The organism is Paraburkholderia saeva (assembly GCF_907164555.1).
GTDB classification, from domain to species: Bacteria; Pseudomonadota; Gammaproteobacteria; order Burkholderiales; family Burkholderiaceae; genus Paraburkholderia; species Paraburkholderia saeva.
On sequence record NZ_CAJQZC010000004.1, the window covers coordinates 70,638 to 90,631 of the forward strand.

At 62.1% G+C, this 19,994-nt stretch carries 17 protein-coding genes; 16 read left to right on the top strand and 1 reads right to left on the bottom strand.

Going from position 1 to position 19,994, the window contains the following annotated elements:
• Nucleotides 1-5: 5 nt before the first annotated feature.
• From LPA36_RS11835 to LPA36_RS11890, 12 genes are all read left to right on the top strand, one after another.
• Entirely contained in the window at nt 6-197 is a 192-nt protein-coding gene (locus tag LPA36_RS11835; protein WP_228876679.1) for a hypothetical protein, read from the top strand.
• The gene (locus LPA36_RS11840; RefSeq protein ID WP_228876680.1) at nt 194-904 is read left to right on the top strand and encodes a virB8 family protein; all 711 of its coding nucleotides are present in this window, start codon (nt 194-196) and stop codon (nt 902-904) included. The genes LPA36_RS11835 and LPA36_RS11840 overlap by 4 nt, the downstream gene beginning before the upstream one ends.
• Complete coding sequence (locus tag LPA36_RS11845) at nt 901-1,725, top strand: TrbG/VirB9 family P-type conjugative transfer protein (protein ID WP_228876681.1); 825 nt, start codon at nt 901-903, stop codon at nt 1,723-1,725. Before LPA36_RS11840 ends, LPA36_RS11845 begins: the two co-directional genes overlap by 4 nt.
• Nucleotides 1,718-2,929 carry a type IV secretion system protein VirB10 gene (gene virB10, locus LPA36_RS11850; RefSeq protein WP_228877477.1) on the top strand — a complete coding sequence of 404 codons (1,212 nt, stop codon included), beginning with the start codon at nt 1,718-1,720 and terminating at the stop codon, nt 2,927-2,929. Before LPA36_RS11845 ends, virB10 begins: the two co-directional genes overlap by 8 nt.
• Nucleotides 2,926-4,044 carry a P-type DNA transfer ATPase VirB11 gene (virB11, locus tag LPA36_RS11855; protein WP_228876682.1) on the top strand — a complete coding sequence of 373 codons (1,119 nt, stop codon included), beginning with the start codon at nt 2,926-2,928 and terminating at the stop codon, nt 4,042-4,044. The genes virB10 and virB11 overlap by 4 nt, the downstream gene beginning before the upstream one ends.
• A 9-nt stretch (nt 4,045-4,053) precedes the next feature.
• Nucleotides 4,054-4,425, top strand: coding sequence for a hypothetical protein (locus tag LPA36_RS11860; RefSeq protein ID WP_228876683.1), 372 nt, complete (start codon nt 4,054-4,056; stop codon nt 4,423-4,425).
• Nucleotides 4,422-6,152, top strand: coding sequence for a type IV secretory system conjugative DNA transfer family protein (locus LPA36_RS11865; RefSeq protein WP_228876684.1), 1,731 nt, complete (start codon nt 4,422-4,424; stop codon nt 6,150-6,152). The genes LPA36_RS11860 and LPA36_RS11865 overlap by 4 nt, the downstream gene beginning before the upstream one ends.
• The gene (locus LPA36_RS11870) at nt 6,149-8,011 is read left to right on the top strand and encodes a PriCT-2 domain-containing protein (protein WP_228876685.1); all 1,863 of its coding nucleotides are present in this window, start codon (nt 6,149-6,151) and stop codon (nt 8,009-8,011) included. The genes LPA36_RS11865 and LPA36_RS11870 overlap by 4 nt, the downstream gene beginning before the upstream one ends.
• Before the next feature lie 58 nt (nt 8,012-8,069).
• The gene (locus LPA36_RS11875) at nt 8,070-9,548 is read left to right on the top strand and encodes an LPD7 domain-containing protein (RefSeq protein WP_228876686.1); all 1,479 of its coding nucleotides are present in this window, start codon (nt 8,070-8,072) and stop codon (nt 9,546-9,548) included.
• 86 nt (nt 9,549-9,634) lie between these two features.
• On the top strand, nt 9,635-10,093 hold the full coding sequence (locus tag LPA36_RS11880) for a plasmid stabilization protein (protein WP_324250930.1): 459 nt from the start codon (nt 9,635-9,637) through the stop codon (nt 10,091-10,093).
• Nucleotide 10,094: 1 nt separating this feature from the next.
• Nucleotides 10,095-11,108, top strand: coding sequence for a relaxase/mobilization nuclease domain-containing protein (locus LPA36_RS11885; RefSeq protein ID WP_228876688.1), 1,014 nt, complete (start codon nt 10,095-10,097; stop codon nt 11,106-11,108).
• A 15-nt stretch (nt 11,109-11,123) separates the two neighbouring features.
• Nucleotides 11,124-11,915 (top strand): DNA adenine methylase, encoded by a 792-nt coding sequence (locus LPA36_RS11890; RefSeq protein WP_228876689.1) that lies wholly within the window; start codon nt 11,124-11,126, stop codon nt 11,913-11,915.
• A 64-nt stretch (nt 11,916-11,979) separates the two neighbouring features.
• On the opposite strand, the gene LPA36_RS11895 is transcribed toward LPA36_RS11890, so the two are convergent.
• Entirely contained in the window at nt 11,980-12,411 is a 432-nt protein-coding gene (locus tag LPA36_RS11895) for a hypothetical protein (protein ID WP_228876691.1), read from the bottom strand.
• Between the two features lie 190 nt (nt 12,412-12,601).
• On the opposite strand from LPA36_RS11895, the gene LPA36_RS11900 reads away from it, so the two are divergent.
• The 4 genes from LPA36_RS11900 (at nt 12,602) to LPA36_RS11915 (ending at nt 19,994) form a co-directional block, all read left to right on the top strand.
• Nucleotides 12,602-13,846 (top strand): hypothetical protein, encoded by a 1,245-nt coding sequence (locus LPA36_RS11900; RefSeq protein ID WP_228876693.1) that lies wholly within the window; start codon nt 12,602-12,604, stop codon nt 13,844-13,846.
• Between the two features lie 338 nt (nt 13,847-14,184).
• Nucleotides 14,185-14,985 carry a hypothetical protein gene (locus LPA36_RS11905; protein ID WP_228876694.1) on the top strand — a complete coding sequence of 267 codons (801 nt, stop codon included), beginning with the start codon at nt 14,185-14,187 and terminating at the stop codon, nt 14,983-14,985.
• Complete coding sequence (locus LPA36_RS11910; protein WP_228876695.1) at nt 14,978-18,283, top strand: DEAD/DEAH box helicase; 3,306 nt, start codon at nt 14,978-14,980, stop codon at nt 18,281-18,283. The genes LPA36_RS11905 and LPA36_RS11910 overlap by 8 nt, the downstream gene beginning before the upstream one ends.
• Nucleotides 18,284-19,532: 1,249 nt before the next feature.
• Complete coding sequence (locus tag LPA36_RS11915) at nt 19,533-19,994, top strand: hypothetical protein (protein WP_228876696.1); 462 nt, start codon at nt 19,533-19,535, stop codon at nt 19,992-19,994.

Consider the following 19,994-nt stretch of genomic DNA (forward strand, 5'->3'; position numbering starts at 1 on the left):
ACACCATGTCCACGCTGACTTCCCTGATGCTCTCTGGCTGTCTTGCCTGGAGCCTTGCCGCCTGCAGCAGTGGGCCGCCGAAACCCGTGTTGCCGGACGGCCTGCATCGTGTGCCAGTCAATCGCGTGCCACCCGTACCTGATGTGCCGGCTGCGCCGAACCTGCCCGCTTCCCCGGACGCTGGATACCGGTCATGAGCGCGCCGCACGACTACGGGCGCGTGCTCGACATCGAGGCGTCGCTCACTCACCTGCAGGAACGCTCCGAGCGGCGGGCCTGGCACGTCGCCTATGTAGCGGTCGGCGTGGCCGTGCTCAGTACTGCAGCACTCGTGGTGATGGTGCCGTTCTATCGCGTCGTGCCGCTGCCGATCGAGGTCGATCGCCTGACGGGTGAGTCTCAGGTCATCGACGTGCTCGATGCCCACCATGTGCATACGAAGGAAATCCAGGACAGGCACTGGGTCGAGACCTATGTGCGTGCGCGCGAGCGTTACGACTGGGGCCTGCTGCAGATGGACTACGACAATGTGCTCGCCATGAGCGATGACGTGGTCGCGCGCGATTACCGCGGCACCTACAGCGGTCCCGACGCGCTGGACCGGCAACTGGGGCCCGGCGCTGAGCGGCGCGTTCGCATTCTTTCGATCACGCTGCCGCCAGACGAGCCGGGTCATGCGGTCGTGCATATCGAGCGCACGTCGTTCAGGAACGGCCAAGCCGACGCCGAGCCGACGCAGCGTTTCGTGATCACGCTGGCCTATACCTACCGGCCATCCGTGTTCACGCGCGAGAGCGTGGCCATTGCCAATCCGTTCGGATTCAAGGTCACGGCCTACAGCCGCGATCCCGAATACACGCCGCCGGCTTCTGCGTCGGCGTCTAATGCCGGAGTTACGCCATGAAAACGCTTCTCTCTGGTATCGCACTGGTGAGCCTGTTGTTCTCGGGCGTGGCCCATGCAGTCGACCTCCACGGTTGGGACGACGACTCGCGTGTCCGGCAGGTGATCTATCGCGCGGACGAGGTGGTACGCGTCGAGGCGCAGCGCGGCTTTGCCACGCATATCGCGCTCGATCCGCATGAGCAGATCCAGGTCGTTGCGCCCGGCGACCGCGACGGCTGGCAGGTCGTCGCGAACAAGGGCGATCACGATGTCTACCTGAAGCCGCAGCTCGCCGCGCATGACTCGAACTTGGAGATCCGCACCGACCGGCGCAGCTACAGCTTTGATCTGGTGGTGCTGCCGCTCCAGTCGAAGTTCGGTAACGACCGTGTGATGTACCGCGTGACTTTCGTCTATCCGGACGAATTGGCGACAGAGGCGCACGCGGATTCGGATGCCGCGCTGGTCGAAAAGCGCCTGACGCAACCGCCGGCCGTTCGCAATGCAGGGTACTCGATGCAGATCATGCCGGACTCGGACGACATTGCGCCGACCGCGGCATGGGACGACGGGCGTTTTACGTATCTGCGCATCCCGAACAACCGGCGCATGCCGGCGATCTTCCGGGTGGCAGACGATGGCACGGAGAGCGTGGTCGACAAGCACGTCGACGGCGACACGATTGTCGTCCATGAGGTTGCGAAGCGTTTCGTGCTGCGGCTCGGCAGCGAAGTCGTCGGTATCTGGAACGACGCTTATGACATGGAGGGCTTACCGCCGCGTGATGGTACGACGGTCAGCGGTGTGAAGCGCGTCCTGCGGAGTCACGATGATGAATGACGATACTCCGCGCAATCTGATCGAGCCCGACGATCCATCCGGCGCGCAGCCTGGACGTAACCCGAACGAGGGTGCATCCGCTGCTCGCGGGATGCCGGCGGTAGGCCAATACCGTAGTGCCCGCCCGCGCGCCTGGTGGCTGACCCCGATTGTGATCGTCCTGGTCGTCGGTGCCGGCGCGGTCTGGACCGTGCACGGTTTCCTCGAGCGCCACGATGCCGAGGCGAAGGCGCGGCGTGATTCGGTCGCCGACACGTCGACCCAGGGCCGGGTGTTCAAGGATATTCCTGCGTCCGCGGTCGGTGCGGCATCCGCTCCGGTGCCCGCGAGCGGTGCTGTCCGACCCATTCCGGCTTCGGCAGTGATTGGCGTTACGCACGCCGTGGTGCCCCGCAGCTACTACGACGCGCCCTTGCTGGTCCCAGGCAACGGGCAGGAGACGGCAGCCGGGTTGCCCGGCGTGCTGGAGGCTGGCGGCGTGGCAGGTGTTGCATCGTCGGTGGCCGCAACAGTATCCAGCGGCGCAGGCGCCCCATCTGAGGCAGCGGGGCCGGCCGGTGGCGCGCTTGCCCAGGCGCTGACGCCGACGGCTACGCCCCGTGTGCGTGCCGCGATGCTCGGCAATCGCAGTCTCATTCTCGCGCAGGGCGCCAAGATCGACTGCGTGGGCGACGCGGCGTTCGATTCCACCGAGGCCGGCATTTCGACCTGCACGGTCACGAAGAACGTGTACTCCGATGATGGTCGTGTGGTGCTGATCGAGCGCGGTTCGCAGATCAACAGCCAGTATCGCTCGAACCTGTCGCCAGGCCAGAAGCGCGTATTCGTGCTGTCGGCCCGCATCAAGACCCCGCATGGCGTCACGGTCGAGATCGATTCACCCGCAGCCGACGCGCTCGGCCGGATGGGCATGGACGGTTACGTGGACAACCACTGGGGTCAACGCATTGGCGCGGCGATGCTGCTCGGCATGACCCAGGATGCGATCGGTTATCTGGCGACACGCGGAGGTAACAGCAATGGATCGGTCGTGTACGAGAACACGCAGCAGCAGGGTAACGACATGGCCACGCGCGTACTCGACAGCACGATCAACTTTCCGCCGACGCTGAAGCAGAACCAGGGCGCGGAGTTCACGATAGTCGTCGCGCGCGATCTGGACTTCGGATCGGTCTATGCGTTGCAGCCGGAGAGTGAGCAATGATGCCCCGCACCGATATGCCCGATTCGTCACACGACCCGGTGCTGGCCCGGCTGCCCGACGACGCATCCGTGCGCGAACTGATGCGGCCGTTCGCGCCGCTGCTCGACGATCCCGATGTGACGGAACTGGTGATCAACCGGCCGCAGCGCGTCCTGACCGAGAACCGGCTCGGCTGGCATGGTCACGATTGCCATGATCTCGATTTCGACCGGCTGATGTCCTTTGCGGTGGCCGTGGCCACGCTGACGAACCAGGAGATATCGGCCCAGCATCCGGTCCTGTCCGCGCTGCTGCCGGGGGATGCACGCATCCAGATCGTGGTGCCACCCGTTGTGTCGCCGCGCACGGTCTCGGTCACGATCCGCCGGCCGTCTGCGCGGGAGAAGAGCCTCGACGCCTACCGTGATGAGGGCCTGTTCGACGATACGGTGTGGCATCGGCCGGACGGACTCGATGCGGCGCTGCCGGTATTACGTGCTGAAGACCGCAATCTCGTCCAGTGCCTGGCAGAGCACGATTGGGGCGCCTTCTTCGAGCACGCGGTCACGGGCCAGCTCAATATCGTGGTCGTCGGCAATACAGGTTCGGGCAAGACCAGTTTCATGAAGACACTGTGCCGCTCGATCCCGCCGACCGAGCGGATCGTGACGATCGAGGATGTCCGGGAACTCTTCATCCGGCACATCGAGAATTGCGTTCACCTGCTGTACAGCAAGGGTGGGCACGGCCAGGCGCGCGTGACACCCGCCGACCTGATCGCCAGCACGATGCGGATGCGCCCCGATCGCGTGCTGCTGGCCGAGTTGCGCGGCGCCGAAGCCTACGACTTCCTGAAACTCCTGACGGCGGGGCACGCAGGTTCGATCACGAGCTATCACGCGCCCAATGCTGCGGTCGCGATCGAGCGTTTCGCGCTGATGGCCAAGGAACACCCGGAGGCCGCCGCTTGGGACGATGCTGCGCTCAAGCGCCTGCTGTTCCTTACCATCGATGTCGTCGCGCACATGGAAGCGTGCTCTGTCTTCAATGCAGCAGGCGAGCGGACCGGCAGGCGCTGGGGCGTGACGGAAGTCTGGTTCGATCCTGTGCGCAAGGCGCGCACCGCGTTCGTGTAGGGAGCGGCCATGATCCAGTCGTCTTCTCACCTTCAGCATATGCGGACCGCCGCCGTAACGCTTGCCGTGCTGGCTTGCCTGTTTGGCGGACTGGCGGCATCGCTCTGGCTCGCATCATCGTTCCTGTACGCAAGCCTGCGGATCAATCCGCTGCACGCAGGCCTGTGGAGCTGGCTCGACGCCGTACTTGCCTGGCGGCACGGCCTGATGCCGAACACCGGTCGCAAGCTCGCAGCGGCGGCGCTCTTTGGCGTGCTCCTGTCCTTTGGTGGGCCGGCGTTCGGTCTGCATGCATTGTGGGAGCGCTCGAGCCGACGCCGTCTCTATGGCAGCGCGCGCTTTGCAAGCGAGTCGGAAATCCGCAAGGCGGGGCTGCTATGACGATGCGCGCACACGTTGATACCACACCTGTGATCGTCGTTGGAGTATGGCGCGGGCGCCACCTGCGCTTTACCGGCCAGCAGTTTGTGCTGATGGCTGCGCCCGCCCGTTCGGGTAAGGGCGTCGGCATTGTGATTCCGAATCTACTCAGCTTTCCCGATTCGGTGGTGGTGCTCGACATCAAGCAGGAAAACTACGCCGTCACGGCCGGTTTCCGTCGCGCACACGGGCAGGATGTCTATCTCTTCAACCCGTTTGCCGAAGACGGCCGCACGCATCGCTATAACCCGCTGTCGGCAATCTCGGACGGTCTGTTCCGGGTCGGCGACATTCTCGCAATCGGCTATGCCCTGTATCCACCGGGCGGGCACGACGATTTCTGGAAAGACCAGGCGAGAAATCTGTTCCTCGGCGTCGTGTTGCTGCTGTGCGAATGGCGTGATGCGCGCCGGGCCGGCAAGGGCGAGTCGATTCCCAATTACCCGGTCACGATGGGTGAGGTGCTGCGGCAGTCGTCGGGCAATGGCATGCCGGTGAAGACTTATCTTCAGCGCGCACTGGTTCAGCATCGCGACCTGCTGTCGGGATCGTGCGTCGACGCGATGAACCGTTTCCTGTCGAACGACGACAAGGTGCTGGCCAGTGTGCTGGCGACGTTCAACGCGCCGCTTACGATCTGGGCCAATCCGGTTGTCGATGCGGCGACGAGCGCGAACGATTTCGACCTGCGTGATGTGCGCCGCCGCCGCATGTCGGTCTATATCGGCATCACACCGGACCATCTGTCGGAAGCGGCCCTGCTCGTCAATCTCGTGTTCTCGCAGCTCGTCAACCTGAACACGAAGCAGTTGCCCGAAGCCGATCCCGCACTGAAATTCCAGTGCCTGGTATTGCTCGACGAAATGACCTCGATCGGCAAGATCCAGATCATCGCACGCGCGGTTGCCTACATGGCAGGCTACAACCTGCGCCTGCTTTCGATCGTCCAGTCGATCGCGCAGCTCGAATCGGTGTACGGGCGGGCCGATGCGCGCACCTTCATTACGAACCACGCGATGCAGATCCTCTATGCGCCGCGTGAGCAGAAGGATGCGAACGACTACTCGGAAATGCTCGGCACGTTGACTGACCAGTCGCGCAGCGTAAGCCGGTCGAACGCGATCTTCGGCGGGCGGAGCGGATCGAGCGAGAGTGTGTCCGAGCAGCGCCGGCCGCTCCTGTTGCCGCAGGAACTGAAGGAGCTGGGGCGCGAGAAGGAAATCATTGTGCTCGAGAATACCCGACCGATTCTGGCCGACAAGATCTGCTATTGGCGTGATCCCGAGTTTGCCTCTCGCGTGATGACTGCGCCCGCTGTGCCGGCTATGAACCTGGCTCATTTCAGCGCCGTGGTCGAACGCCGACTGCGCGATCTGCGCCCCGACGAAATCGATCCAGAAGGTGCAGGGCTGATCCATCTACCGCCGGAGTATCTGGAAGTGCTGCAGGCGTGGGATCCCCGTGACCTGCCGCCGAACCTCGTCGATATCAGCGAGGACGAGGCCGTGGCTTATGTGGAGCGGCATTTCGTGCTGCTGGGCATCCCAGCCAGAAAGGTCGAGCGGGTGGGGCGTCGTCTGGGCGCTGACGATCTTGATGTGGCGGAACTCGATTTCGTTGCACCGGCGCAGCGCGCGGCCCGGAACGGCTCGCCCGCCGGCTCGCCAGCGATGGGAGCCATGCAATGACTGCGCCCTATGTAGATGAAGCGAACCGTGCGCGTGCTGCGCTTGCCGTGATTCCAGCCGACGACTACGAGACCTGGGTCGATATGGCGTTCGCGCTCAAACAGGGATTTGGCGACGAAGGTTTCGAGATCTGGGACGCGTGGAGCCGCACAGCAGCCAACTATGACGAGCGCGCGGCCCGGACGACCTGGCGCTCCGTCAGCGAGTCGGGCGGCAAGACGCTCGCCACCCTGTTCTGGCGAGCGCGCGAGCATGGCTTCGATCTCAGGCGCACACATTACCCAGACCGTATGACCGCCGTGCTCGCGCCGTCTCCTGCGGTACTGGCGCAGCGCGAGCATGAGGAAGCGCAGCGCCAGGCACGCCACGCAGCCGTTGCTCGCGAAGCTGTATCGATCTGGCAATGGGCGCGGCCGGTCGGACCAGCGCATCCGTATCTTGCGCGCAAGCACCTCGATCCGATGGAAACGTTGCGCGAACTCGATGCGATGGAACTGCATGCATTGCTCGGTTATGCGCCCGCCAGCGAGGAAAGACCGCTGACTGGGCGCGTGCTGATCGTGCCCGTGTGGAATGGACCGATCTCGACACTGGAGCTGATCGACGAGCAGGGACGGAAGTCGTCACTCGCTGGCGGCGCGAAGAAGGGTGGCTACTGGGTGACGGAGCCAACGCTGGCTCCGGCCAGTGAATCGTCGCTGATCCTGATTGCTGAGGGTATGGCGACGGCATTGTCCGCTGCGCGCGCGACGGACTGGTTTGCGGTGGCGGCGCTCTCAAGCGGGAATCTGGAGGTCGTGGCCCGGAGTATGCGCGAACGGTACCCCGACGCAGATCTGGTCGTCCTGGGAGAACTCGGTAACGGTGAGGCACAGGCCCGGCGGGCAGCAGAAGAAGCACAGGCCCATCTGGTCTGGCCGCAGTTCGCTGCGGACGCGCGCATCGACGGCAAGGTGCCGAACGATTTCAGCGACATGGCGGTGCTGTCGAGCTTCGATGCCGTTGGCGAGCACCTGCGTGCGGTGGTCCGCTCTGTTGTGCGGGCCGATGGCGAGTCGAAGTCGGATGTTCCCACCCCATCCGCCGTGACCGTAGTTGAGGTGGACAAGCGTGAGGAGGACGGAAAAATGGGCAACGTCAAGGAAAAGCTGTTGGGCGACGCAGGAGATAGTCCGCGTCGCCGGTCGTCGAAGCGTGGTGCGCCGAAACAGGGCGGGCCGGATGCGCCGGCAACGGAACCGGCATCCTCCGCTGCGGCGCCGTCGGCCGATTCTTCGGCGGCAGCATCGCCGGCTGCCGATCCTCCGGTGGCTGATGCACCGCGCTTCGCGTCGACGCGCCCGCCGGTCGGCGAGCCCCTGTTTGGCGTTGGTGACGTTCCCAACGAAGTCAGGGCGCTGGCCGAGCATCGGTTCGGCTCACCGCTCAGGATGGGCACGCCGCGCGAGAACGGCGGACCGTATCGCGGCGAGGTGTTCAACACGGAACACTATCTGATCCAGGAGGTCGCGACGCGCAGCGTCGTGTTCCACCGCAAGGACCAGATGACGTTCGTCAATGACCGTCTGACATGGATGAACGAAAACGCCCGGCTGAACGGCTCCGAATTGCAGGTGGGGTATGACGGCAGTCAGGCGAAGGTCTATCCGTGGGACCGTGCGCGCGATCTACTGGATCGCACTGTTGCCTCGTTGAAGAAGTCCGCCCGGGAGCTCAATTTCAGTCCCAACCTGGAGGGCATGCTCGACCAGTTGCAGGCGAGATCCTGGGCACGCGTCCGGGAAGCACGGACTGCGGCGCTGGAGAAATCGAAGGAGCAAGGCGCATCCCGTGAAGCGGGCACAGAACCCGACCGATAACGCACCTCAACGTGGTGCCCACATGAAAAACCATTCCTGAAAGATGCGAGGTGGCGACATGGTGCAGACAACTTCCGCGCAGGAGGCCGATCCGGTCATCAACGTGATCGAGCAGGACGTGCTGGGTAGCAGCGGCGGACCGGCTCCGTCGAACGATCGTCAGGGCACGCTGGATTCGGCCGCGATGGATGCTGTATCCGCCCGGCGTCGGCGCGAGTTTGATACCGCCCGCGCGAGACTGCGCGATCAGGCGATGCGCGACGATCCGGGCACGTCGCGACAGGCCGGTGGCCACGCACCCGCCGACGCGGCGGGCGAGGTGGATCGCGGTCGTGCGCCGATCGACCAGCCGCCGGAACGCGTGCGTAAGCGCTACTTGCGTGCGGGCAACCAGTATTTCCTGAAGGATGCGCCGTATCAACTCGCGTTCGAGGATCTGGGCTCTTACCTCGTTACCGAACACAACCGCCCGGACGTGGTCGAGTCGATGATTGAAATGGCGCATGCCAAATCGTGGCGGCGTATCCGCGTGTCGGGCCACGAGGCATTTCGTAGCGAAGTCTGGTTGCAGGCGACGCTGCTAGGCATCGACGTGAGCGGCTACGAACCGAAGCCTGCCGACTTGGCCCGTCTGGCGGATGCCCGGCAGGCGCGACTGGACAATCGTATCGAGGTCGCGGCGGACGCTGGGGCGACGGCTGTTTCGGGCAAACAAGGCCGCACTGATGTGCGGCCGGCACCTGCGGCAGCTCCGCAGGTTAATGCGGGCACTGCCGTCAACGGAGCCTCGCCTTCCGCACCAGGACAGGATGCTGTATCGCCGCCGCGTTCCCCGGCAGCAGGCCGGAACGCGGCAAACGATGAACCCGATGCTCCGCGACGGTATGTCGGTGAGCTGCGCGATCACGGCAGCGCGCCGTATCTGCACAATCCCGCGCGCAGCGACTCGTATTACGTGGTGTTCCGCGACCCGTCAGGAATCGATCAGGCGGTATGGGGCGTGGATCTTGAGCGCGCCATGCGTGAGTCGGGTGCCGGGATCGGGCAACAGGTGATGCTCGAAAATCTCGGCAAGCGTCTGGTGACCGTGCGGGTGCCGGTCCTTGATGGCGAAGGCAGGGTAATCGGCGAAGAGGATAAGGACGTTTATCGGAATACCTGGCAGGTGGAGGTCACGCAGCGCGACCGGACAGTTTCCCTCTCGCCTGTGCAACCCGCCAGTCCGGCGAATGGCGAGCCGCCGCAACGTGGCACGCCACGCCAGGAAAGCGAACAGACGCTCCATCTAGCCGTACTGATCGCAGCGATGCGCGAGCAGGGCTTTGGCGAACGTTCGATTGCTCGCGTGCAGCAGCGGGCGGCACGCATGCTGGTCGCGTTCGAGACGGAGGGGATTCCTGTCCCGACGCCGAAGGTGTTCGATCCGAAGGCACCATCGGGCCGGGATCGTCGCGGGCGCCCGACACCCGGGCAAGCGCCAGCTCGCGAGATCGACCGGACACCGGTTGAGTCGCCGACGATGTCTCCGTCGCGTTGAGGTGAATCGTGGTTGCGCGCGAGCGGCTGTGTGTCGAACTTGGGGCAGTGAGGTTGCGCTGGGACGACTGGTGCATGCGCCGTGGCTTGACCGCAGGCGAAGGCGTACGACAGTTGATTGCCGCTGCCATCGATGACGACGCTGACGGCCGGCCCGGCGCGTCCGATCCGGGACTGGCGAGGCCAGTCGTTGGAGAGCCGCGCAGTCGCATCGAAATCCGCCTGACCATGACGGAACTGGAGGCTGTCGAGCAGCGTGCATCCGCAATGGGGCTGAGTGGTAACCGCTGGATCGTGTCACTGGTCCGCGCGCAGTTAGCGCGCGAGCCTCAGCTTGGTGAGCATGAGATGCAGGCGCTGTCGGAGTCCAATCGACAACTGGCTGGCATCAGCCGCTTGCTGGGCCAGTTCGCGCGTTCGGGCATGGCCTGGACCGTGCGTGAGAATTGGACGGCCGACTGGCTGGAAATCCGGAGCCGGATTGATGCTCACCTGCGTGCGACTGCGGCCGTCATTCGCACGAGCCTGGACCGATGGAGCCGCTGACATGCCTTACCCGAAAATCTACATCGACGCGATGCTCGTGAACTGGGGTGACCGGCTGTTTCAGGAACCGCTTCGGCATGCCCGTGCCTTGCGCCTCTCGCGCGCAGGCATTCGTGACGAAGCCGCCCGCATGCGCGCCCAGATAGCCCGGACGCTCAGGCGCACTCCGGAAGTGATGGTCAAGATCACCAACAAGGCGGCCAGTGCACAGGGCATGGGCGCTGTGCGTCGGCATTTGCGTTACATCTCCCGTAATGGCAGGGTCGAGCTGGAAGACCAGGACTGTGACCGTATCGCCGGTGTCGATGCGTTACGCGAGCTCACGCAGGCCTGGCAGCTCGGCGGGTGGGGCATCCCGGAGACCAGTACACGTCGCGAAGTGTTCAATATCCTGCTGTCGATGCCACCGGGCACGGATCGTCAGGCCGTGCGTAATGCGGTGCGAGACTTCGCAGCGCTGGAGTTCGGCGATGGGCGTGCGTACGTCTTTGCGGCGCATGACGACGAAGCCCATCCACATGTGCATCTGAGCGTGCAGGTACGTGGCCCGGACGGGCGTCGCCTGAATCCGCGTCACCAGGATCTTCAGCGCTGGCGTGAGCGCTTTGCGGAGCAGCTACGCGAGCATGGTGTCGAGGCGAACGCGACGCCCCGGCGCGCGCGCGGCGCGACGCAGCGCTATCCGAAACCCGCGGTTGTGCACATGATCGCGCGCGGCGAGACGCCGAGCCACTGGGCGCCGTTGCCGACCGATGCACAGCGTGACGCAGGGTGGATAGCGCATGGCGGTGTCTTTGCCGCCTGGCGTGAGATGGCCTATGCGATGGCGAAGTCGCGCACACGTGAGGATCGTGCGATGGCCGTCGAGATGGCGTATTTCGTTGGGGCCATGCCGGTGCAGCGGGACCGGCCTGTTACCGGGCGCACGCGGGACGCAGCGCGTGAGCAGCCGGATCGAACGGCACCGGCGGTGGACGGCCGGTCGGATGGCGCCGAGCCGGATGTCGAACGCTGATATATGGAGGCACTGATGGTCATGCCTATCGTGCCGTGGATCGGTGGCAAGCGTCGTCTGGCCGATGTCCTGATTCCGCGTTTTCCGCCGCATACCTGCTATGTCGAGGTTTTTGCAGGAGCGGCGGCGCTATTCTTCTTGCGGCCGCCGGCAGAGATTGAGGTGCTGAACGACGTCAACGACGATCTCGTCAATCCTTATCGTGTCGTGCAGCACCATCCCGAAGAGTTCACACGCCAGTTCAAATGGGTTTTGAGCAGCCGGCAGGTATTCAAGTGGCTGAACGATACGTTGCCCGAAACGCTCACTGATATTCAGCGTGCCGCGCGTTTCTATTATTTGCAACTGAACTGCTTTGGTGGCCGTGTCGAGGGGCGTACCTTCGGGACAGCTACGACATCGTCGCCTGGTCTCAACTTGATGCGTCTGGAAGAAACGCTGTCGGCGGCGCATCTTCGTCTGTCCGGCGCTTATATCGAAAAGCTCGACTGGCAGGTATGCATCAGCCGATACGATCGACCTCATATATTCTTCTTTCTCGATCCGCCATACTGGCAGACGGAGGGCTATGGGGTGCCGTTTGGTATGGAGCAGTATGAACGGATGGCGAATGTAATGAGAGAAATCAAAGGGCGCGCGATCGTGACCGTGAACGACCATCCGGATATGCGGAAAGTGTTTGCGGAACTGGACTTCGAACGTGTGGAAATCCAGTACACAGTCGGCGGTGCAGGATCTGCGGCGCCGCGTGGAGAGCTGATTATCTATCGCTGGGACAAGGCTAACGATCCGGCCGGCTTGTTCTGATGCCGGGGGAATCAAGCGATAGACCTGTTTCGTTCGCAGCAGGCCGTCAGTTCAAGGTTAGGGCTCACGGATCGGCGAACCATACAGCAGGCCCTGCTTTGAACGTGGCAAAGAGCAGAAAGAGCACGGTGATCAGCAGGATAGGAACACCGTAAATAGCCAGAGGGAAGAACAGCGCGAGCTGGAGAGCCGATCCACCTGCTCCGTGAGGGAGGTCGGTATCCCGGATGTTCTCGTAGATCAGCCACGCGACCGCGACCAACCCCATTCCCATGAGAATGATGCCACCTGATTGCGGGGTGTGGCGCAGGAATGCGGTTCCCCATGCATAGAATCCCCACCACAGGAAATTGATGCCGATGGCTGCAAGCCAGAATCCTCGCTTCGTAAAAAAGCTGTAGCCGAACCGGCGCCGGCAGTGGCGACTAAATAGTTGGATACTTTTGGCAATTCCGACGACAGCGCCGAGGATAAGCGTTAGTTTTAGAGGTTCCACGGAATGTTCTCCCGGGTGTTTGGCCCGATCGGGGCTTTGCTATCGATCAGGAGCAGAGCCTGGCTGCAGGAATCGGTATCGACTGCCTCTTTTAATATAGATGGTCGTGTCACGAATGCAATGCCATGTCATTTTAGTGTTGCGGACATCGTGGTATTGCAGCGAACGACACCTCTACCCGATAAATCGAATGGATGATGAACTTGTTGTGGCTTTGCGAAAGTCACGCGAAAACTTTTTTGCGAGAGTGGCACGAGGTCAATCTCCGCTCGATGGCGTGATGTCCCCATTGACACGCATGCTGATCGAACGGTTTGGCGCCGACGGCGTGGACATGACGTCTGCTTGGAGCTTCACTCCCACGGACTGGATATGCCCATCGTGCGGTCGGACGAAGGCCGATATCGTGCGTCTCAACAGTAAGCAACGGTTGATGTGCCGGTTAGTGGAACATCACGATCACATGAAAGATCTGGTCGAGCGAGAATTCAAGCTCGCGTGCAAAGCTCAGGACGTCGTTGTCGCGGACGAGCGAGCCAAGCGATTCGCTGATCGCGCGTCGCAAATGGTCTCTGCCTATGACAATACTATCGTTTGCGACGACTGCAATGGCGCGGATGCCATGGCGAAGAGCGCTGCGAATACACACAAGAATTTCTCGTACTCGCCACAGGAAATCCGTCAGTTTGTTCGGCCACGACCCAATCAGCCGCATGAGATTGACGGAGACGAAGCTAGGCGAATCTGGAAGAGTCAGACCGAGACGTTCGCGCTGCGCCTTAAGATTGTTAAACGTATAGCGATGATCGCCGCGACCGATGCGCACTGGCACCAGGAAATCCCTCGTATGCAGCGAGCAGAGGAAGTTTATAAGAACGCGGAATCTATCGCGAGTTATAACTATGCGCCGGGGGCTCACTATGAGCTAGCGGGCGATAAATGCCGGCCGCTTTCCGATGTGTTCGATCAATGGCGGCGCGTCGTTCAGCCGAAACCTGGATCGGGTCCCAGCGATAAGGATATTGAATACGTCGCCAAGGTCACTTCTACGAAGTTCTGGAGTCGTGTTCCAGACGATTGGTGCTGCGTGACGTGCAAGAGATCGAAGCGTGAAACTGTTCGGAAGTCGAAAAAGGACTGGACCTTCCTGCTATCTGACCCCGACTTTTATGATCAGCCTTCGGGATACCCGAAGCAGCGTGTAATTGCATGTGGTGAGTGCGGTGCGCTCGCTACTAATCTCGGCAAAGAAGCGAGTCTGACTGCTGGTATATCGTCGGATCAAAATTATGGGCGTTATCTGACGATTTCGGAGCTTGCAAGCATCGTCCGACCACAGGCTTATGGTCGACACAACGTCGATAACGAACGGGTTGATCAGCTTATGGAGAGTCTGGTCACTCGCGTGAGAATGCTAAATGGAGTGCTTGACTGAGTCGTAACCGATCATTGATCGATATCGTTTCGACGTTTTCATCTACTTTGGCCTGAAACGACGCGTTAGTACGTGAGCATTGTTGGTAGGTATGGAAGCCTGACTCGTCACTTCTCCGGGCACTGTTACGCTAACATGTAGCAAGATTCCTAAGGCGCGGTGGTAACCCGAAAGGAGCGGCAAGCCATGTATCTGGCTCAACGCAATATTTCGAATTTCAATAAGCAGCGGACGTGTGCAAAGTTTCAAAGGATGAGCGCGCCGCAGCGTAAAATAATATGTACATTAGCAAGGGGGTTGAACGTGTATTGGCCTGAACCGGCTGAAGGCAGGCAAAAATGCCGCTGACGCTAACGCCGGTGACGCACGGCAAGCTCTGCCACGGCTCCCGTTGGGCGATCGCTGACGAGGACGACCTCGCTCGCAAAGTCGCGTATCTTGCACTCGGTCAGTCGCGCCATGTGGCAGCGATCCTCGCCAAAATCGACAAAAAAGGTCCCGCGACACGTAGCGACACTGCCAAGGCAGCGATCAAGCTCCTCACTGTCCCGGAGGATAAGGACCCGTACCACCGCGACGGCTGGATCTTCCAGGCGATCTCTTGGATCGCCGCCTACCGGAACGACGCTGGGGCCGTCGTGCGGGCGCCACACGCCATCCTTGCCCACAAGGGCTTCGATGGCATGCAGCTCCGACTGGACGTAGCCAACGAAAAGGTTGCCGCCGTCGTCATCTTCGAGGATAAGGCGACAGTGAACCAGCGGTCGACAATCACTGGTGACGTATGGGATGGCATCAGGGCGCTGGAGCGAGGCGAGAGGATGCCCGAGCTTATCCAGGAGACTGGCGCGATCCTGGAGGCGCATCAGCTACGTTTCCCGGAGTTGGACATCGACGCGGCAGTTGAGACCATCTTGTGGAAAGAGGCCCGGCACTATCGCGTCGCCATCACGGCCGACAACTCCCACGATGACGACGGCATGCGCGAGGCGCTCTTCAAGGGCTTCGAAAAGGTAGCGCCCGGCGACCGCAAGCGTCGTCAGGCCGAGACTATGTCCATTCCTGGTTTGCGGAAATGGATGGAACAGTTCGCGGCGAAGGCGATTGGGCAGATCGAAGCGTGGAGGGACGATGTTTGATCCCGTCACAATCAATCTGATCAGCGCCGCGCCGCCGCTGAGCTCGCTTAATCTGGAGGAGTTGCCCCGCCGCTTCACCAACGCGTTCGCGGAGATCGTCGCAGCGCGTGTCCGATTGCGGGGCGCTGCCGATACGGAGGAACGGAGCGAGATCTTGGTTGAACTCCTCGACCAGATGCGCCGACTGGCAGCCACGCAGGAGCTGCTAGTCGCCACGGCGCCAGAGCGTGCTGACCGGGCGGCCGCGGCGTTCGTCGCTGGGACCGCCCACCAGCTCTGTCTGATGGCCGAGATCTCAGAGGGCGACGAGAGGCGTACGCCTTTCATCGACGCCATCCGCGCGGCGCCAGAGATTTGCAGCACCCTGCTGTTCCTAATCGCGGACTCGCAAAGCGATGCAGCCGAGATGGCAAAGCGCTTGGTCCCCGAGGAGGAGGATCGTTCGACTGAAGCACAGCTGATCAAGGCTATCGGCGATCTTGCTGCGGGGCGGCTTGGAGCGATCACCGACAAAGAAGGGGACCAGGACTATGATCGCCCGGCTGATCGAAGCGGGCCGAACCGAGCCGTGGACGCCTTGCTGAGGCGTCTGCACGCAGGCGTGATCCAGCTCGCGCGAGAGTTGCTGACGCGGCCGAAGGACGATCCCGAAGCGGTCGATACTTCCTGGGCGCATGAGATCTTCACCGAGGTCATAGACCTGTGTATCGCACCGATCGAAGGCGTCTTCGATGCCGACGGTCCCAGCGCCGTCAGCGTTTTTCCTGGGCCACTCCACGTCGCGAAGCTGCTGCTCGCCATTTCGGGAGATCTGGCCGCCGCCAGCCTGTGCCGCGTGCCTGCGCCTTCAGGCGTCGACGAGAAGCAATGGTGGAATGTCGTTCGTCGAGCCGCCAGCAAGCGCCCTTATTTGTGGCGTAACCATCGCGCCGCGCTCGATGAGGGGTATCTCACGAAGGGGGTATCCGCAGCGGTCAGCTTCCCGACCGGAGGCGGAAAGTCCACACTTGCCGAACTAAAGATCGCCGCCGCTCTCCTCAGCGGCGGCAAGGCTGTGGTGCTCGCGCCGACTTTAGCGCTCGTCGATCAGACGACGTTCACACTCCAGAATGCGTTCAGGGACTTCAGCGTCTTCGGTGATCTCGATGAGGAGATCACCTTCTCTGACGTAGTCGAGTTGCCGGAGATCATCGTTACTACACCCGAGCGATGTCTGATGCTGCAATCCTTGCAGCCGGAGGCGTTCAAGGATGTAGGGCTGGTGATGTTCGACGAATGTCACCTTCTGCACCCGAGGGAGGCGGATCGGAGCCGTCGCAGCATCGATTCGATGCTTTGCATCCTCAACCTCACGCACTCGGCGCCTGACGCTGACCTCCTGCTGATTTCGGCGATGATGCAGAACGCGGAGGAAATCGCAGGATGGATTGCCGAGTTGACGGGCCGCCCATGCTTGGCGCTCGACCTGGCGTGGAAACCCACTCGGCAGGCGCGCGGATGCGTCGCGTACAGCGCTGACCGGATCGCGGAGCTCGAGAACCTGATTCGCACCGAGCAAGCCGTCGCCAGCACGAAAGGGGTCCCGACTAAGCTGAAGTCGAAGCTCGATGCGCAGCCGCTCGCCTTCTTCTGCCTCCGACAGACCTGGGCGACTCGCAAGCGCAGCGATTATGCGCTGATGGCTTTGCTCGACGAGCCAGTTGCGTTCGCGACGGGCGCGAACAAGCGAACGAAGGACTGGTACCTAACGCCAAACGGCAACAAGGTCGCTGGTGCGATCGCAGCCGCGGCCGCCGAAGATGGCTTGAAAACGCTGACTTTCGTGCAGAGCACCGTTGCCGCCGAGTCCACCGTTCGGCATTTTCGGGAGCTGCTGCCCACGCGCCGCGTTCCGCTCACCGATGAGGAGCGAATGTGGCGCAAGCTCGTAGAGGAGGAACTCGGCGGCCCGCAACATTGCTACCTGAAGCTAGACGCCAAAGGCCGGGTGGAGGGCAGCGCCGCCAGCCACCACGCGCGGCTTATCAAGCATGAGCGTCTCTTGCATGAGTCGCTGTTCAAGCGGCGCGATGGCATCAACGCACTCTTCGCCACGTCGACGCTCGCGCAAGGGATGAACCTTCCAAGCGACATCGTCCTGATTGCGGGAGACAGCCGATGGGACGTCGAAGGCGACAAGATGAAGCAGCTCGACGCCCATGAGCTTCTCAACGCCGCGGGGAGGGCGGGCCGGGCGGGTGAAGGCGGCCAGGGGTTCGTGCTCGTCATACCGAGCAAGATTATCAATATCGACGACGAGAAGAACGACATCACCAGCCACTGGATGACCCTGCAGGGCATTTTCTCTCAATCGGATCAGTGCCTGAAGATCGACGATCCGCTAACAGCTCTGCTCGACCGGATCCATTCCGGGCTGTACGAAGGCAACGAGGAATACCTCCTCGCTCGCCTGCCCGTAGGCGACGGGGAGGCTCCGGACGAGCCGGCCAAGTTAATGATCCGCAGGTCTTTCGCTGCATACCGTAAGCGCCGGGTGGACAAGGTCGCGTGGATCGAAAGTCGCATCACGTCAGCTCTGGCGCGGCGTGCCGAACTCGCCCCGAAGCAGGAGCTTACGTGGCTGGAACGCGTCGCTGCGTCGTCGGGCCTCCCATACAAGATCGTGGCGAGCCTGACATCGCTCGTAGAAACTGGCGCGTTTGCTGGGAACTCTTCGGATTGCATGCAGACGCTATTCGGCTGGATTGAGACGCGTCCCGAATGGCTGCTCCAACTGATCAGACCTAACGACATCGAAGGGCTGTTCGGGACCGACTACCGCGCCGTTGAAGGCGACAGGAAGAAGGCGAAGAAAGCCCTCCCGGTAATCAAAGCACTTCTTGAGGTGTGGATGGCAGGCAAGCCGCTCTGTGATCTCGAGCGAGCTATCGAGACCGCGGAGAAGGATATCAAGACCTGCGAGACGGCACGTCATTTCGCCGTGCGCTTGGCAGCAGATCTTGCTTTTGTGGCTGGCCTTCCTGCCCGGATCTTGGCGGCCAAGGCGCTCGCCGCTAGTGAAGAGCCCATTATCTCGATTACGCTACGCACCTTGAGCGGCGTCGTCCGGAAGGGATGTGCCAGTGCCGAGCTTCTCGCGAACGCGGTTCATCTTAAGGATCGCTCGCGCCCTGCGGCTCGAGCTGCGTTCGCGAAAATTCAGCCTTACATTCAGCCAGGGAGCGAGTACGAAAGCTTCGATGACGTGCTGGCACGAGTGCGTCAGGCGCACACTCTGGCGCTGTTCGACGAGCGTTAGAGCAGCCCTGACCCCGGTGCTGCGACTGCGGTGGAGCCCCTCAATGCATGATGTCGCCCCCAAGAAGCATGTCGAGGTAAGCGACCGTGATCGAGAGCGGGGGCAGCCCTATCGCTGCGCCCGGCGCTCCGCGCGCGGCGGCTCTCTTGCCATAGTCAGATACTGGGCGCAAACATGAATATATTCATGTCGATGATATGCGAAATCTGTGATGCGCGCAGACGATCAACACCGGCGCGGGGGCGGCGAGCGGACGCACGGTCGCGGACGACCACTGGGTTTGAGGGAGGAGCCCTGCAACTGGCACGGCGACTGGGCGTGCCGGCTGCAACAGCAAGCTCGTGGTCGATCGGAGCGCACACGTGCGAACGTACTGGGCGTCGCGGCGCAGCCGGACGAGACTGTCTGACGTCGATGCTAACTTAAGGTAGACCGGCTTTGCGGACGCGCATACGCACATGGTGCCTGAAACCGGCGCAAGCCTATCCTGCCATCCCTTGTTTTCCGTTCGTTTCTGTGACCCAAAGTAAACGCCGTGCGCAGGGGTTTCTGCCTTCGCGTAAACGTCCGATCGATCCCTGGAGAACGGCGTGCGTTGTCGTTGCAAAGACGATGCGGCGTGTCGTTGGCATCCGAGTCAACGCATTGCGTAAGCGACGTCTTGAAGGATGCTCAACCACTGCGCCATGAACTGCTGACCAGTGGCGAACCCGACGTGCCGAATGTGCGTACTCTGGCGCGTTTGGCGTGTGCGAAAAGTGCGAATCGCTCGCAGAGTAAATGCGCTGAGCGATGCGTTTCGCGGGCCGTATAAAGAAACCAAGTCTAGTGCAGGAGCTGTCAACGTATTGCGCAGAGCAGACGAGGACTTGCGTGAGTTGAGGTGCGCGTGACGCACTATCGTGTGAGCGTGGACGTCTCGGTTAAGTGTGGAGCACTGCGAGTAATCTCGGCGTAGAGGGCTGGAATCCGCACGCGCACATGTGATGAGAGAAAAGCCAGAATCCCGCGTCAAGGTGATGGCCTCCAGAGTGAACGGCAGCGCTGCCCCGGGGTTCCTTAACGCGTTGGTGGAGCGTGTCGCGTGCGCACCACATACGCAAAAAAGTGCGTTGTTCTTCTGCTTTCCCGTCACTGCCGGTGTGTTCCTGCATGAGCAAGTCGTGCGCAAAAACCGTGTTGACGCGTGCTCAGGACGTGCGCACGATGGTGTCACAGCGATGCGTAGACGATGTTCAGGAGGGTAACGATGCCTGTTGCGAAGGTCTATACGAAGTCGCAATGGGAGGCGTTTGGTCGCGCGCTCGATGCGCTGCCAGAGAAGCCGGATACAGAACGTGGCGTGACGGTGCGCGATGCGATGAAGGACATGCGCGTGCGCGTGCGGACGGCGCAGGCGAAGGGCTATACGCTGGAGCAGATCGCGGAGCAGGCTCGGCGGCAGGGTCTCGACATCACGGCTGGGACAATTCGCTACGCGCTGCGCTCGACCAGAAAAGACGGTGGAGCCGGTGGTGGTGCGCGGCCTGCGCCGAGTGCACGCGCGACTGGTGCTGAGAAGGTGTTCACGGCGCAATCGCGCGTGCGGGGTGTGACGTCTCCGGCAAAGCATGTTCGCAAGGATGGGGGAGAGACCGAAGCCAGATCGCAATCCAGGCCGGTGCAGGGCGCACTCGGATTTGCGATTCGGCCCGACACCGACGATCTGTAG

Coding starts and splice junctions, on each gene's coding strand:
- LPA36_RS11905 (WP_228876694.1), top strand. CDS start 14,185: ATGCCGCTGACGCTAACGCCGGTGACGCACGGCAAGCTCTGCCACGGC.
- LPA36_RS11840 (WP_228876680.1), top strand. CDS start 194: ATGAGCGCGCCGCACGACTACGGGCGCGTGCTCGACATCGAGGCGTCG.
- LPA36_RS11860 (WP_228876683.1), top strand. CDS start 4,054: ATGATCCAGTCGTCTTCTCACCTTCAGCATATGCGGACCGCCGCCGTA.
- LPA36_RS11910 (WP_228876695.1), top strand. CDS start 14,978: ATGTTTGATCCCGTCACAATCAATCTGATCAGCGCCGCGCCGCCGCTG.
- LPA36_RS11890 (WP_228876689.1), top strand. CDS start 11,124: ATGGTCATGCCTATCGTGCCGTGGATCGGTGGCAAGCGTCGTCTGGCC.
- virB11 (WP_228876682.1), top strand. CDS start 2,926: ATGATGCCCCGCACCGATATGCCCGATTCGTCACACGACCCGGTGCTG.
- LPA36_RS11875 (WP_228876686.1), top strand. CDS start 8,070: ATGGTGCAGACAACTTCCGCGCAGGAGGCCGATCCGGTCATCAACGTG.
- LPA36_RS11870 (WP_228876685.1), top strand. CDS start 6,149: ATGACTGCGCCCTATGTAGATGAAGCGAACCGTGCGCGTGCTGCGCTT.
- virB10 (WP_228877477.1), top strand. CDS start 1,718: ATGAATGACGATACTCCGCGCAATCTGATCGAGCCCGACGATCCATCC.
- LPA36_RS11865 (WP_228876684.1), top strand. CDS start 4,422: ATGACGATGCGCGCACACGTTGATACCACACCTGTGATCGTCGTTGGA.
- LPA36_RS11835 (WP_228876679.1), top strand. CDS start 6: ATGTCCACGCTGACTTCCCTGATGCTCTCTGGCTGTCTTGCCTGGAGC.
- LPA36_RS11845 (WP_228876681.1), top strand. CDS start 901: ATGAAAACGCTTCTCTCTGGTATCGCACTGGTGAGCCTGTTGTTCTCG.
- LPA36_RS11915 (WP_228876696.1), top strand. CDS start 19,533: ATGCCTGTTGCGAAGGTCTATACGAAGTCGCAATGGGAGGCGTTTGGT.
- LPA36_RS11900 (WP_228876693.1), top strand. CDS start 12,602: ATGGATGATGAACTTGTTGTGGCTTTGCGAAAGTCACGCGAAAACTTT.
- LPA36_RS11885 (WP_228876688.1), top strand. CDS start 10,095: ATGCCTTACCCGAAAATCTACATCGACGCGATGCTCGTGAACTGGGGT.